Source organism: Shewanella scandinavica (assembly GCF_031932065.1).
Taxonomy (GTDB): Bacteria; Pseudomonadota; Gammaproteobacteria; order Enterobacterales; family Shewanellaceae; genus Shewanella; species Shewanella baltica.
On the sequence record NZ_JAUOES010000008.1, the window covers coordinates 145,018 to 159,790 of the forward strand.

Consider the following 14,773-nt stretch of genomic DNA (forward strand, 5'->3'; position numbering starts at 1 on the left):
CTTAGGCGCAATATTGTACCTGAGTTAATGAGCCAGATGCGTGATTAATGACAGTGACGGCGGGCACATTTCGTTAAATCTGACAAATAGCTTATAATCCGCCCTTTATTTGCCCAATACGGGCGTCATACTTAAGGTGAACTATTGAAAACGGGTAGAATCGGATCGTTTACATTGGCATTAGCCATGGTCATAGTGGCGATTTTTGCATTGCGCGTTTGGATCATTCCCAACACGAATGATTCATCTAGCATTGCGACCCAACTCGTTGACGCTGTCGATCCTGTTACGCAAGTTCCTGACTTTTCTGCGATCAACGATATCACAGAAAAGAAGAAAGCCTTTTTTGATTTTCTGCGGCCGATTGTGCAGCAGCAGAATGCCATCATCTCGATGGAACGTGAGTTTGTCAGTGAAATGCTCGCTTTGGTTGAGAATGGCAAGAGTTTATCTGAGACCCAACTCGGGCAACTCAATACGCTATTCGACAAATACCAATATGCGGCACGAAACGTCGATGCTAAATCCTTAGCAAGCTTACTAAAGCGCGTCGATATTGTGCCTGAATCTATGGTGCTGATCCAAGCCGCGAATGAATCCGGTTGGGGCAGCTCACGTTTTGCCCGTGAAGGCTTTAACTTTTTTGGTGAATGGTGTTTTACTGCTGGCTGCGGCATAGTGCCATCTTCACGGGGATCTGGTAAGAGCCATGAGGTGAAAGTATTTTCATCGGTCGACGAGTCCGTTTCGTCCTACATGCGCAATTTAAATTCCAATACAGCCTATGCGCTATTTCGTTCTATCCGTGCCGATTTGCGCTCACAGGAGCTAGAGCCGACAGCGGATCAATTGATTTATGGACTCGTGAATTATTCTGAAAGACAAGAAGCTTATATTGATGAGCTGCTTGATATGTTACGTCATAATGAAAAATATTTGGTGAATGTCGATGTATAAAAAACTGTTGTTTAGTGGCCTCTGTTTACTGGCAACTAGCGCCGCTGCAGAAACTGTATCCCTTGAATATAAAGGTTTTTATGATAGGTTAAAACAAGTCAATAAGGGCAGTTACCAACTTGTAGAAGTGGCTTTTAGTGTTCCAATACAAAAAAACTGTTTGATCCAAAGCGGTTCTATTTCCAGTGAAAAAACATCAACGTCATTGACGTATACCTATGCTCAGCGGTTATTTATTCCCTTAGATGATGATTTAAAAGATCAGCGTGCCTTGGTTAATCTCAATTTTGCTGGCAGTGCTGATGGATGCGCTATCGCGATGCAAGTCAGAGCAAAACAGACATTGGCTGAGTACGATAAAGCGCGTTTACAGCAAATCGTGACCGAAATGGACACGCTGCTTGGTGCTATGCAAGGCTTCCCGATGCGTTATTTTAGGGATCCTATTGCTGGTCTTAACTTTGAATTCCAACCCGAGCAAGAAGTGTATGTACACCTTAATGGCCGTGAACAAGCCGTTAAGGGCAGTTATAAATTAGCCGCGAATGAGCTTGAAAACATCACGACGCTAAGCTTCAGTGCCCAGCCATTAGTCTTGAGTCCTTGGGTGAAGTGATCCTCTTTAGTATCTTGAATTGGCATCTTGAAATAGTCGATTCAGAAGCGCGGGCTCAAAGATAGTGTAGGCAGTCTTAACTTATTTTGTAGCCATAAAAATGCCCACATCATGTGGGCATTTTTGTTTTGCTGGTTTGCTGATTTAACTTATTTACTGATTAGGGCGCTAGTTTCAGCCTTAATTAGACTTCGTAAGTGTTAACAATATCAATGCGTTTTGCTGCATCTAAATCAATACGGCCGCTGTTGGCGATATCTAGGAAATCGAATGCGGGCAGATTGGCTTCGGCAACATCGCCACGCAGAGGCGCATCTGGATCACGCGTTAATGACATAAAGTCGAACTGTTCACGGTCAACACCCTGTGATGGTGCGGTGTTTTGCATAGCGGTGAAAATTGTTTCAATACGACCAGGATACTGTTTATCCCACTGATTCAACATGTCTTTGACAGCGGCGCGCTTTAAGTTTTCCTGCGAGCCACACAAGTTACAGGGGATGATTGGGAATTCTTTTAAGTTGGCATATTCTTCGAGATCTTTCTCGCGGCAATAGGCAAGTGGCCGAATGACCACGTTAGCGCCGTCATCTGACAGTAGCTTAGGAGGCATAGCTTTCATCTTGCCGCCAAAGAACATATTCAAGAACAAGGTCTCAATAATATCGTCCCTGTGGTGGCCAAGGGCGATTTTAGTGGCGCCAATACGCTGGGCAAAGCCATAGAGCGTACCGCGTCGCAGGCGAGAACACAGGGAGCAGGTGGTTTTGCCTTCAGGGATCTTGTCTTTCACTATCGAGTAAGTGTCTTTCTCGAGGATGTGATAGGGCACATTGAGCTTATCTAAATAGGCGGGCAATACATGCTCCGGGAAGCCTGGTTGCTTCTGATCTAAATTAACCGCAATGATTTCAAACTGAATGGGTGCACGTTGCTGCAGATTCATCAAAATATCGAGCATTGCATAGCTGTCTTTACCGCCACTAAGGCAGCACATGATCTTATCGCCATTTTCAATCATATTGTAATCGGCGATAGCGCTACCCACTTCACGACGCAGACGTTTCTGTAATTTATTCAGACGGGTAGTGTGTTTTTTTGATAATTCTTCAGACATTGGATTTGCCGTAACTTCAGATATAGCTTCAAGCATAAAAAAGCGCCCAGTAACTCAGTTTCAGGGCGCGTATTATTCCAGCTATCTTTGGCGGGGTAAAGTGCCGCGTATCGCTTAGGCTTCTTCTAACGGTGATTTGTAACCGTCGGGTTTGATGGCCAGTAAATCGCAGTTGATGCTATCGATAACATGCTCTGCAGTATTGCCAATCAGTGCCGCTGAAAATCCGGTGCGACCGACAGTGCCTAAGATCACTAATTCGGCATCGAGTTTTTCAGCAAGCTCAGGGATCACATCCTCAGGCAAACCTTCTTTTACATGGCAATGATTTGGATCGATATCATAAGCGCCAGCAAGGTAACTCACGCGCTGCTCATGCTGCATGCGAATGGTTTCGTTGTAGGACTGGGCATCAAAGTCTGGTAATTCAATGGCTAGGTTTACCGGCGTACCGGGATAGCCATTGACTAAATGCACTTCGGCAGAGAACTTATCCGCTAAATCTTTTGCATGCTCGATGATTTTACCGTTAAGCATTTGATGATCGGTATCTTCGGTTGCTACATTCACAGCGCAAAGGATTTTTCCCGCTGCTGGCCAGTCATGGGCTTTCACCATCAACACAGGCACAGGGGCTTTACGCATTAAATGCCAATCGGTTGGGGTGAAGATCACCGCTTTGAGTTTGTCGTGGGCATGGGTGCCTTTAACAATCAAATCGTATTGCCCTGAAATTGCATGATTAATAATGCTTTCGAAGGGGCGGTTATGCCAAATGACTTGGGTATCAATATTGAGTTGCAGATGAGTATAAGCGGCGAGTAAGTCTTGGATCCAAGCGAGACGTTGATCTATGACGCCTTGACGCATGGCTTCGCGCTCTTGATTCGACAGAATCGAAGTCATCTCATAGGAAAAGTCGAAGATAGAAAGAAACACAGTGACTTGAGCGTTGCATTTACTGGCCAAGGTCACCGCTCGTGCGAGGGCAACTTGATTCTCTGTGGTAGGGTCAACCACAACCAGTATTTTTTGATAATCCTTCATGTGAGGTTCCTTTAGTCATAGGCTCAATATCATCATGAGCCTTTGGCAGTTAGCTGTATTGTTCTAGATCAAACTCATTCGAAATTGATTAAAACTCGCTTAAAAATCATGCCTTAATCTGTTTGACATGTCTAGCCAGTCCCGGTTTTTCAATTGAATTGTTCTTGCCATTCATGACAAGGACCTAGCGCGTAACTCTCTTGCACTTAACTATCATGCTGCGCTTAACTTTATTGCAGCAAACACTCTTGCGGTGAACTATCTCGCTATGCGCGAATTACCCGCTAACAGATTCAGCTCTTGCGAGTCGAGGATAGTGATGTACTTTCCCTTAACTTCAATCAAGCCTGATTTTTGGAAACGCCCAAGTAAGCGACTGATGGTCTCTACGGTCAAACCGAGATAATTACCAATGTCACCGCGGGTCATGGTTAAGCGGAATTCTTTGGGCGAGAAGCCACGGCTACCAAAACGATTAGCCAGATTACTGATAAAGGCTGCCAGACGTTCTTCGGCATTTTTCTTGCTGAGTAGCAGGATCATTTCTTGATCGCTCATGATCTCATTGCTCATCAGGCGCATGATCTGCTGACGCAATTTAGGCATAGTGCCTGAAAGTTCATCGAGGATGTTAAAGGGGATTTCACAGACCATGGAGGTCTCGAGTGCCTGTGCAAAACTCTGGTGCAACTGGGCGTGGATACCGTCAAAACCAATCACATCACCCGCTAAGTGGAAGCCGGTGATCTGCTCATCGCCTTGCTCGGTAATAGTGTAACTTTTGATGGTGCCAGAGCGGATCGCAAACAGGGATTTTAACGCATCACCCGATTTAAAAATTTGCTCGCCTTTTTGGATCGGCTTTTTACGCTCGATAATATCATCGAGCTGATCTAGCTCACTTGCATTGAGGGTAAAAGGAATACAAAGGGTACCCATACTGCAATCGTGACAATGGATTGTGCATCCGCTAGCGGCAGGACGACGATTCTTATTTTGTTCAATTGTCATGTTGATTCTCAAGTTTATCCACTGCAGCCATGTTAAACCAATTCACTCACTTGGGCTAGTTTAGCTGCGCGAGTGCGATATATAAAGTTTGACCACCAAACGCAATTAACAGTAAGCCGCTCAATAGTCTAACGGTTTTCTGTTGAACCCAAGCAGCGAGTCGTTTTGCTGCCACGCCAGCACTCAATAGGGCGGGTAAGGTGCCAAGTCCAAAGGCCAACATAATCAAGGCGCCTTGGCTGGCAGAGCCTGATGCAACCGACCAAGTTAAGGTGCTATAGACGAGGCCGCAGGGCAGCCAGCCCCAAATGAATCCCGCCATAACCGCTTGGCTCGGATTTTCAATAGGAACAAGGCGTTGCGCTATGGGTTTTAAATATTGCCATAACCATTGGCCAACGCGCTCAATCTGCACGATTCCAACCCAAATTTTGGCGATATACAGCCCAGTTGCGATCATCATCAGTCCGGCAAAGATACGCAGCACAATCAGATACGTATCCAGTTCAAATAAGTGACCAAGACCAGCCGCCGAAGCGCCCACTAAAGCGCCCGCTAAGGTGTAACTCAAAATACGCCCAAGGTTGTAACTCAGTAGATACTTGAGCTGATGCGCCAGCAGATTACCTGTTTTGCCATTGGGGATTTGGGCTGAGAAAGCGCCCACTAAACCGCCACACATGCCAAAGCAATGTGCGGCGCCCATGATACCTACCAGAAAAGCGCCGGTGACATTGTACTCAATCACTGCGAATTCAATCACAGAGGCATGCCTTTTTCTTGTGCAGCTTCGGCTTGCTCTTTCTCAGGCACGGGATGGCTGTTTGGTTTAACAGTATCTTCGTCGAATAATATCGACACACTTTGGCGGTCTAAATCGTCAAATTGTTCGGATTTCACCGCCCAGAAAAAGACCATTACAGCGATGGCGACAAAGATCATGGCAATGGGGATAAGCACATAAATAATTTCCATAATGACCTCTTACTATTCTGGTTTTACTTTTATTGTGATCACACTTTAACCCGCAATAATCTCAGGCTATTACCGACCACAATCAAAGAACTCGCCGACATGCCAATGGCGGCGATATAAGGTGCCACATGGCCAGTGACGGCTAAGGGCAAAATTAGGGCGTTGTAACCCAGCGCCCACGCTAAATTTTGTCTGATAATCTGTGTTGTCAGTTTCGCAACGCTGACGGCTTGGGTGAAGCGGGACAGATGATCCCCAAGTAAAATCAGATCGGCACTGTTTTTCGCGATAGCACTGCCGCTGCCCATGGCCACCGACAAATCGGCGCCCGCAAGCACAGGCGCATCGTTGATGCCATCGCCAAACATGGCAACCCGTGTATGCTGTTGTAATCGGGTCACGAGGGCAAGTTTATCTGCAGGCATTAAGCCGCTGTGCACATCGTCAATCCCAAGCTCTTTTGCCAGTTGATGCACGTGTCCTGAGCTATCGCCGCTGGCAATACTGATGCGGCAACCTTGCTGCTTTAACATTTCAACCGTGGCTTTGCTGTCTTGGCGAATATTGTCTTGAATTTCAAAGCTTGCCAGTACTTCAAGCTGTTCATTGCATGAACGTGCTAACCAAATCTTTTGGGCTGGGTCACGAGTATCAATACTCGCGCCGGTAAATACGGCATTGCCAATTAAGTAATCAGTGCCATCAATACGACCTCGAACGCCAAAGCCGACTTTATGGTGAACCTCTTCGGCAACCAATGCATTATCTGCAAACACGGTAAATGCCGCTGCAATCGGGTGGCGAGAGCCGGTTTCCAGCGCTGCGGCAATGGCTAAGGCTTGCGTCTTGGTTAAATCGGCCATGCACTGCGTTTGCCCGATAGAGAGGGTACCACAGGTGAGGGTGCCGGTTTTATCAAAGACAACATGTTTGATCTGTGGCAGTTTTTCAAATACACCGGCTTTGCGAGTAATAATCCCAAGGCGAGTGAAAATAGCGGTCGCGCAGGTGACAGCGGTCGGTGTAGCCAGTGCTAAGGCGCAAGGACAGGTAGCAACCAAAACCGATAGCGTTACCCAAAAGGCATCCTCTGGGGAAATTTGATGCCAAACCAAATAGGTGATTGTCGCTATGGTCAGGATAGTGCCCGAGAAATAGCGCGATAACTTATCGGCTAATAGCGCAATTGCAGGTTTAGTATTGGATGCAAGCTCTTGCAGTCGAATAATCTCAGCCACAAGTTGGTCTTGCCCTAGCGCTGTGACGCTAACTTTGATGGGTTGGTCGACGTTGATTGTGCCTGCGTAAACTTGGCTAGCAACAGTTTTTTCTATTGGCATTTGCTCGCCAGTGAGCATAGCTTCATTGATGCTAGTGTGACCTTCAATCACCACACCATCGGCTGCAATCATTTCCCCCGGTTTGACGAGGATCACATCATTGAGGCGTAATTTTTTGGCGGGAATTTCTTCCTGACCATTGTCGTTCACTAGGTGCGCCGTGAGCGGCACTAACTTATGCAAATTACTGGAGCTGACCGAGGCCTTTTGCCTGGCCTTTTGCTCGAAGTAGCGCCCGAGTAACAGGAAGAAGGTAAACATGGACACAGATTCAAAATACACTTCGCCGGTGCCATTTACTGTGGCAAAACAGCTGGCAACGTATGCGCCGCCAATCGCAATGGACACAGACACATCCATATTGAGTTTGCCGCTGAGTAAGGTACGAATCGCACTGAAATAAAAGGGCTGCGCCGAGTAAAGCACCACGGGTGTGGCAAAAATCATGCTAACCCAACGGAAATAATCCCGATATTGCACATCTAAATCGGTGAAATAGCCTGTATAGAGGGCGAGGGCGAACATCATCACTTGCATGGTCGCAAAACCCGCTAAGCCTAAGCGCAATAAAAACTTACGGCTATTGAGTTTGTTATTGAGCTCTTGTTCATCGACTTGATAGGGCGCGGCTTGATAACCGATGCGGCTAATTTGCCCAAGGATATCGCTGAGTTTTACCGTGCGTTTATCCCAACTGATCATCGCCCTTTGGGTGGTCGAGTTGACGAGCACTTGGCTCACGCCCGTTAGTTGTTTTACTTTGTGCTCAATTAACCAAGCACAGGCCGCGCAGGTGATGCCATCGATAGAAAGTGACACTGACTCGATATTGTCCTCAGAATGGACAAAGTCTTGCTGCACTTCGGGTAAATCATAGGCACTAAACTGCGTTAAGGCTTCGGGGACGAGGGCGTTCTGCTTACTGCCGGGTTCAGTGCGGAACTTGTAGTAACTGAGTAATCCCGCATCCACAATCGCCTGAGAAACCGCCTGGCAACCAGGGCAACACATGAGTTCATCACGATCATTAATGCGAGTCACAAACTGCTGGCCCGTCAGCACGGGCTCTTGGCAGTGAAAACAACTTGGATGTGTCATAGCAATTCTTATTTAACTAAATCAATTCAACCACAATCAGTTCAGCCAAAGTTGGACATGATCTTTTAATTCAACGCGTTGGTGAATGCGCCATTTGCCATCGTAACTTTCAAGACGCACTTCCCAAGGGCCGAACAGTGTGGCAGGCACGGTAATGCGATACACATTACTGGCATCGGCTGTAGCGGTGAGCTTGATGTCTCTGTCGGCAATGGTTGGATGGTAGAACTCGACTCTCAGCGCAGCTTGAGAAGCGGGACCACCTTGTTGCGTCAGCAGAATTTCATTATTAGTTTGTTCGAGTAAAAAATTCATGCCTATTTGTTTGGCATACTTTACTTTACTTAAGTCCATATTAATGGCTTTGCCATCTTTGTAGTAATCCTCGGCGACTAAAGAGTCCGAGTTCGTAAGGGCAATTTTTAGTGTGGTAAAACTTGCGACGACGGCACATAAAGGAAGAATAATTAAAAACCAAGGCCAGAACTGCTTATACCAGGCTTGTTGTTCGCTCATGTCAGATACCCATTCAAAAAATTTGCGCCATTTTACCGTTAAAAGACGGTTTTAGCACTTTAAAAAAAAGGCCTCGAAGTCTTCGAGGCCTTAGCATTACTCACATCTAATTACTTGTTTGACAAGCTATAAACATAAGCTGCGATCACGTGAACTTTCTCTTCACCGAGAACGTCTTTCCAGGCTGGCATGACACCAGCACGGCCGTGTTTGATCGTTTCTTCGATCACGCCGCGGCTACCGCCATATAACCAAACATCGTCAGTTAAATTCGGAGCACCCATGAACTTGTTGCCTTTAGCGTCCATACCATGACACGCGAAACAACCTTTCATGAATGAGCCTTGACCTTGAGCGGCGAGTGTTTCATCGTGCTCACGACCAGACAATTTAACAACGTATTCAGCTAAACCCGCAATTTCGCTGTCATCAATTGGCAAACCACCTTTTGGCGGCATCATGCCATGACGACCACCCATGATAGTGGTTTTAATCGTGGCCAAGTCGCCACCATATAACCAGTCACCATCGGTGAGATTAGGGAAGCCTTTGCTACCACGTGCGTCAGAGCCATGGCACTGTGCGCAGTTTTGTAGGAACAAACGGCCGCCCACTTTCAATGCTTCTTGGTTTTTCACTAATTCTTCTAGTGGTGTTGCCAAGTAAGCCGCGAAGATTGGGCCATATTTTTCATCAGCGTGTTTTACTTCTTGGTCATACTGAACATAACGGCCTTCTTTTGCGGCAAGCTCAATGGCTGCGGCAGAGTCGGCTTTAATACCTTGCTCAGTACCAATGCTTTGGTTAGAACTGGTCCAGCCTAAAAGGCCTTTGTAGTTACCTAAACCAGGAAATAAGGCTAGATAGATCAAGCCAAACACGATAGTGATATAGAACATATAACTCCACCATTTTGGCAGTGGGTTATTGAGTTCTTCAATACCGTCGAAACTGTGACCCATGGATTCGCCTTCTTTTACGTCTGTGGTGTTCTTAGAACACACACGCAGTAATAGAAAACATCCCGCGATCACAATTAACGAGAGTACGCTAATCCAAACACTCCAGAAGCTACTCATCACTTATTCTCTCCTGAGTCCTTCGATACCTTGCTGACTTCCTCATCGGAAAACACAAGGTTAGCTGCTTCATCAAAAGATTTTTGACGACGCGAGCTATATGCCCAAGCAAATATACCGACGAAGGTCAGCATCACAATGATGGTTAAAATGCCTTGTAATGTGCCGTAATCCATATATTGCCTCCTTATTTGAGTGCGTGACCCAAAGACTGAAGATATGCAATCAAGGCTTCCAGCTCTGTCTTACCTGCAACAGCTTGCTGTGCGCCTGCGATTTCTTCATCGGTATAAAGATCATTACCTTTGTAACCGCCTTTATGCATGTTACGTAGGATAGTCATCTTATCGCCCGTCAGTTCGCCGTCTAACTTGTTTTCGGCTAACCATGGGAACCCTGGCATATTCGATTGAGGTACTACAGCACGAGGATCGATTAAGTGAACTTCATGCCATTTATCGCTGTAACGACCGCCAACACGGGCAAGATCAGGACCTGTACGCTTAGAACCCCATTGGAATGGATGATCCCAAACCGATTCACCCGCGACAGAGTAGTGACCATAACGTTCAGTTTCTGCACGCAAAGGACGGATCATCTGGCTGTGACAGTTATAACAACCTTCACGAACATAGATGTCACGGCCTTCAATTTGCAGAGCAGTGTATGGCTTTAAACCTTCCACTGGCTCAGTCGTATCTTTTTGAAAAATCAACGGTGTGATTTCAACGAGACTACCGAAACTGATAGCGATAACGGTAAAGATCGCTAACAAACCGATGTTTTTTTCAACTATCTCATGATTAAATTTCATCGAGTTTGCTCCTTTAAGCCGCTGTTGGTTCAGCCAATGCTGGCAATGAATCTTTAGAGGCTTTCACAGTACGGATCACGTTGTATGCCATGATCAGCATACCGGTCAGGAAGAAACAACCGCCAAGGAAACGTACAAAGTAGAAAGGATATGAAGCTTCAAGACTTTCAACAAAGCTATAAGTCAAAGTACCGTCAGCATTCACTGCGCGCCACATTAGACCTTGCATTACACCTGAAATCCACATAGAGACGATGTAAAGCACAGTACCAATAGTCGCTAACCAGAAATGGACGTTGACTAACTTGATGCTGTACATGCGGCCGTGGCCGAACAATACAGGGATCAAGTGATACAGAGAACCGATAGACACCATTGCAACCCAGCCTAGCGCGCCGGAGTGAACGTGACCAATAGTCCAGTCTGTATAATGTGATAGTGCGTTAACTGTCTTAATTGCCATCATCGGGCCTTCGAAGGTAGACATACCGTAGAAAGACAGAGAAACGACTAAGAAACGCAATACAGGGTCAGTACGCAGTTTATGCCAAGCACCAGACAAGGTCATGATACCGTTAATCATACCGCCCCAAGAAGGTGCGAATAGGATCAGTGACATCACCATACCTAAAGACTGAGTCCAGTCAGGTAAAGCTGTGTAATGTAAGTGGTGAGGACCAGCCCAAATATACAGTGCGATCAAAGCCCAAAAATGGACAATAGATAGACGGTAAGAGTACACAGGACGACCCGCTTGCTTAGGTACGAAGTAATACATCATCCCCAAGAAGCCTGCGGTTAATAAGAAACCTACAGCGTTGTGACCATACCACCACTGCACCATAGCATCGACAGCGCCGCTATACAGAGAGTATGACTTGAACAGACTGACTGGTACTGCCATAGAGTTAACTATGTGTAGCACGGCAACGGTAATAATAAAGGCACCAAAGAACCAGTTCGCCACGTAAATATGCGAAGTCGTTCGTTTGATAATAGTACCGAAGAACACAATAGCGTAGGACACCCAAACGATAGTAATTGCGATATCGATAGGCCATTCTAATTCAGCGTATTCTTTACCTTGGGTGAAACCCATTGGCAAAGTGATAGCTGCTGACAGAATGATGGCTTGCCATCCCCAAAACGTAAATGCGGCTAACTTAGGTGCAAATAGTCGGGTTTGACAGGTGCGTTGTACGACATAATAGGATGTTGCAAAAAGGGCTGATGTACCGAACGCGAAGATCACCGCATTGGTGTGTAATGGTCGCAAGCGACTATACGTTAACCAAGGTGTGTCAAAGTTCAGCTGAGGCCAGATTAACTGAGCCGCAATTAATACGCCGACTGACATACCAACAATACCCCACAAAACTGTGGTTAAGGCAAATTGGCGGACAATGGCGTAATTGTAATCAGCGCCTGTTGGCTGGGAATGGTTCATCATAATGCTTCCACTGCTTATTACTTTTACTTTTAGTAAAGACAAGCTTTACCTGTTATAAAATGACATAAAACTCAGCTTCCCTATTAAGGTTGCTGAGCTATGTCAATGCGTTACCCTGCATATTTTTGCTCAAATATGAGGTTTCGCAATGATACTTGAGCAATATCAAAAAAGATACCAAAGAAGGGGTGTAGAAAGTTGATCTAGATCAACCTACGCCATAGAATGTTAACATATTGCGTCATAAGGTTAATCTTTGTGCTAAATCGTCCTAATCTCTATTTATTCATCGCGTTAATTCTCATCAATCTCACAGCTTGTACTGAAGATGCTAAGCAAGTCACACATAAAAGCAGCTCTGATCCTTCTCTCTGTCAATTTTCGGCAGGGGATTGCGTTAAACAAGTGGACGATATCAAACTTGCTATTAGCCTATCGCCAGCGAATGCCCCGAGCGAAAAGCCATTAACATTAAGGCTGTTAGCTTCAACGCCTATCAAAAATGTGCAAATTCGTTTAGAAGGAAGAGATATGTTTATGGGGGTTATTCCTATAAATGTGAAGCAAACCGATGAAATGACCTATATTGGTCAGATGGTATATGGCTCCTGCAGCAGTGGTTATATGGTTTGGCGCGGTTTTGTAAGTTTTGAAGCAAATGGCGAAACCAAAGCGACAGTGTTTGATTTTCTCGCTGATGACAATGGCTAAGACTGGTTTGATAATTCCTCACATTGCCTTCAAAGCATTCGGACAATTACCTCTGGTTAGCGCAGCTTAATTGTCTTTCCAGTTGTCTTTTACTTTGACAAAAATATCCACATTATCAATAAAGAGCTGTAATAAGTGCGGATCAAAGTGTTTCGCAGCGCCTTTACGCATTTCAGCTAACACTTCTTCTAAAGGCCAGGCCGTTTTATAACAGCGGGCATGGGAAAGTGCATCAAATACATCTGCGATGGCAACAATGCGCGCGAAAATGTGAATTTCGTCTTGTTTTAAATTGGCTGGATAGCCAGAACCATCATATTTTTCATGGTGTTGTAGTGCAATAATTGATGCCGCCTTTAATATGGGTCGCTCAGAATTTGCCAAAATCTGATGGCCAATCGTAGGATGCTGACGCATGACTTTCCATTCTTCATCATCTAACTTGCCAGGTTTGAGCAGAACCGCATCGGGGATCGCTATCTTACCTATGTCATGCATAGGTGAAGCACGGCGTAGTAAATCAGCTTCGTATTCAGGTAAACCAGCGAGTAAGGCCAACTGAGAGCAATATTCTGCCATACGTTTCACATGGTTTGCGGCTTCTTTTGAGCGGCTTTCAACCACATCCCCTAAACGTAGAATGAGTTCAGACTGGGTATCTTCGACTTCTTGATTGAGCAGTAAATTTTCAAATGCAACGCCGACGTTGATAGCAAAAATATCAATAAGTTTCTTGTCAAGATCATCAATTTTATCGATACCATCCATATACAGTAGATTGATTAACCCGCTTTTTGTGGGGAAGTAACCGATAAAGCAATTGTCTTCATACAGGCAGCGTTTTTGCGTGATCGCACTGCGCAGTAAGCGGTCGATATGCTCTGGTAATTGAGTAATATGGGATTTATTTGAGAATTGGCCTGTGCCTGCGAGGATTTCTATGTTCACAGGATCCAGATGACCGCTTATGGCATCGATGGCATTACACGTTAGCAATAAGGTTTCAGAATCCAGATTGAGTAGGGTGGCGACTTGAGTTAGCAGACCATCTGCAAATTTATGCAGGGTGCGCAGCTCAAATAATCCAGATGTAGCTTCTAGCACCCTTTCTAGCCCTTTACGGTGATTTATTTGGGTGCGCCTTGCTTGTTCAATTTCCATAATATCGCGGTAAGAACGTAGGGCAGAGTAGACGCTGGTCATCAGTTTACGGGAATCGAGTTCAGCTTTGGCTTTGTAATCATTAATATCATAATTAACGATAACGTCTTCTTCAGGTGCTTGACCTGGCTGGCCTGTACGCAGGATTAGTCGAGTGGTTTTATTTTGCAGTTCTTCGCGGATCCATTTTACTAATTCTAAGCCCGCATGATCACTCTCCATCACAACATCAATAAAGGCGATGGCGATATCATGTTCCTGATTCATCAACTCTTTTGCTTGTTCGGCACTGTAGGCATTGATAAAAGTAAGCGGGCGGCCTTCGAGTTTAAAGCGGGAGAGGGCAAGCTTAGTGACGGTATGAACATCAGGTTCATCATCGACCACTAATACCTTCCAAGGGATACCTGATGCAGTTGTCTCGGTAAGCTTTTTACCGGAAAACAGCGGATTTTTCTTTGCAAGATCAATCAGCATTCGATACCTCATTCAAATAAAAATAATGATCACATAATCAGTGTAGTAGACACATTTCAATGCAGTGCAAATTCTTACATTAAATAGCGAGGTGAGTGGCAAACCTTAAATTGAGTTATTGATAACAGTTATCATTTGTGTATTCTGTTCATATCACACACTGATTAGCGGGTAAGGGCATGAGCCACCAAATTAATTTGTCGATTTCAACGCATAAACTGGCACAGCTTATACATGATGGGCACCTCTGTGCGGCAGATTTTAGGTGCTTGGATAGTCAGTCTAAACAGCAAGTGTGGCAGTTATGCTTAATTTGTTGTCAAAAGCGTATTACATGCCAGAAATGTACATTGTCCAGTTGTACTCAAAATCTGACCCTAGTTGATGCCGATAAATAACGTTAT

At 45.3% G+C, this 14,773-nt stretch carries 16 protein-coding genes; 4 read left to right on the forward strand and 12 right to left on the reverse strand.

Annotated features, from left to right (window positions below):
- The first annotated feature begins 144 nt into the window (after positions 1-144).
- Together Q4Q50_RS09140 and Q4Q50_RS09145 are read left to right on the forward strand one after the other, a co-directional pair.
- Positions 145-957 carry a glucosaminidase domain-containing protein gene (locus Q4Q50_RS09140; protein WP_311899112.1) on the forward strand — a complete coding sequence of 271 codons (813 nt, stop codon included), beginning with the start codon at positions 145-147 and terminating at the stop codon, positions 955-957.
- Positions 950-1,573, forward strand: a complete 624-nt coding sequence (locus tag Q4Q50_RS09145; protein ID WP_311899113.1) for a DUF2987 domain-containing protein — start codon at positions 950-952, stop codon at positions 1,571-1,573. The genes Q4Q50_RS09140 and Q4Q50_RS09145 overlap by 8 nt, the downstream gene beginning before the upstream one ends.
- Before the next feature lie 184 nt (positions 1,574-1,757).
- On the opposite strand, the gene ttcA is transcribed toward Q4Q50_RS09145, so the two are convergent.
- The 11 genes from ttcA to ccoN form a co-directional block, all read right to left on the reverse strand.
- Positions 1,758-2,726 carry a tRNA 2-thiocytidine(32) synthetase TtcA gene (ttcA, locus tag Q4Q50_RS09150; protein WP_311899114.1) on the reverse strand — a complete coding sequence of 323 codons (969 nt, stop codon included), beginning with the start codon at positions 2,724-2,726 and terminating at the stop codon, positions 1,758-1,760.
- A gap of 78 nt (positions 2,727-2,804) precedes the next feature.
- On the reverse strand, positions 2,805-3,737 hold the full coding sequence (gene uspE, locus Q4Q50_RS09155) for a universal stress protein UspE (RefSeq protein ID WP_006081598.1): 933 nt from the start codon (positions 3,735-3,737) through the stop codon (positions 2,805-2,807).
- Between the two features lie 258 nt (positions 3,738-3,995).
- A complete protein-coding gene (etrA, locus tag Q4Q50_RS09160; protein ID WP_006081599.1) occupies positions 3,996-4,748 on the reverse strand; it encodes an electron transport transcriptional regulator EtrA in 753 nt (250 codons plus the stop codon).
- Positions 4,749-4,803: 55 nt separating this feature from the next.
- Positions 4,804-5,496, reverse strand: a complete 693-nt coding sequence (locus Q4Q50_RS09165) for a sulfite exporter TauE/SafE family protein (RefSeq protein ID WP_311899158.1) — start codon at positions 5,494-5,496, stop codon at positions 4,804-4,806.
- 11 nt (positions 5,497-5,507) lie between these two features.
- Positions 5,508-5,723, reverse strand: coding sequence for a cbb3-type cytochrome oxidase assembly protein CcoS (gene ccoS / locus Q4Q50_RS09170; protein WP_071939826.1), 216 nt, complete (start codon positions 5,721-5,723; stop codon positions 5,508-5,510).
- Between the two features lie 38 nt (positions 5,724-5,761).
- On the reverse strand, positions 5,762-8,161 hold the full coding sequence (locus Q4Q50_RS09175) for a heavy metal translocating P-type ATPase (RefSeq protein ID WP_311899115.1): 2,400 nt from the start codon (positions 8,159-8,161) through the stop codon (positions 5,762-5,764).
- A 36-nt stretch (positions 8,162-8,197) separates the two neighbouring features.
- Entirely contained in the window at positions 8,198-8,677 is a 480-nt protein-coding gene (locus Q4Q50_RS09180; protein WP_311899116.1) for a FixH family protein, read from the reverse strand.
- Positions 8,678-8,787: 110 nt separating this feature from the next.
- Positions 8,788-9,756, reverse strand: coding sequence for a cytochrome-c oxidase, cbb3-type subunit III (gene ccoP, locus Q4Q50_RS09185; RefSeq protein ID WP_006087157.1), 969 nt, complete (start codon positions 9,754-9,756; stop codon positions 8,788-8,790).
- A complete protein-coding gene (locus Q4Q50_RS09190; protein ID WP_006081605.1) occupies positions 9,756-9,932 on the reverse strand; it encodes a CcoQ/FixQ family Cbb3-type cytochrome c oxidase assembly chaperone in 177 nt (58 codons plus the stop codon). Before Q4Q50_RS09190 ends, ccoP begins: the two co-directional genes overlap by 1 nt.
- 11 nt (positions 9,933-9,943) lie before the next feature.
- Positions 9,944-10,570, reverse strand: a complete 627-nt coding sequence (gene ccoO, locus Q4Q50_RS09195) for a cytochrome-c oxidase, cbb3-type subunit II (RefSeq protein WP_006087156.1) — start codon at positions 10,568-10,570, stop codon at positions 9,944-9,946.
- Positions 10,571-10,583: 13 nt separating this feature from the next.
- The gene (gene ccoN, locus Q4Q50_RS09200) at positions 10,584-12,020 is read right to left on the reverse strand and encodes a cytochrome-c oxidase, cbb3-type subunit I (RefSeq protein WP_006081607.1); all 1,437 of its coding nucleotides are present in this window, start codon (positions 12,018-12,020) and stop codon (positions 10,584-10,586) included.
- A gap of 225 nt (positions 12,021-12,245) precedes the next feature.
- Between ccoN and Q4Q50_RS09205 the strand changes: the two genes are divergently transcribed.
- On the forward strand, positions 12,246-12,731 hold the full coding sequence (locus Q4Q50_RS09205; RefSeq protein ID WP_311899117.1) for a hypothetical protein: 486 nt from the start codon (positions 12,246-12,248) through the stop codon (positions 12,729-12,731).
- Between the two features lie 66 nt (positions 12,732-12,797).
- Here the strand turns inward: Q4Q50_RS09205 and Q4Q50_RS09210 are convergent, their stop codons facing one another.
- Entirely contained in the window at positions 12,798-14,369 is a 1,572-nt protein-coding gene (locus Q4Q50_RS09210; protein ID WP_311899118.1) for a DUF3369 domain-containing protein, read from the reverse strand.
- Positions 14,370-14,548: 179 nt separating this feature from the next.
- Between Q4Q50_RS09210 and Q4Q50_RS09215 the strand changes: the two genes are divergently transcribed.
- A complete protein-coding gene (locus Q4Q50_RS09215; RefSeq protein ID WP_106650466.1) occupies positions 14,549-14,767 on the forward strand; it encodes a hypothetical protein in 219 nt (72 codons plus the stop codon).
- The last annotated feature ends 6 nt before the right edge of the window (positions 14,768-14,773 follow it).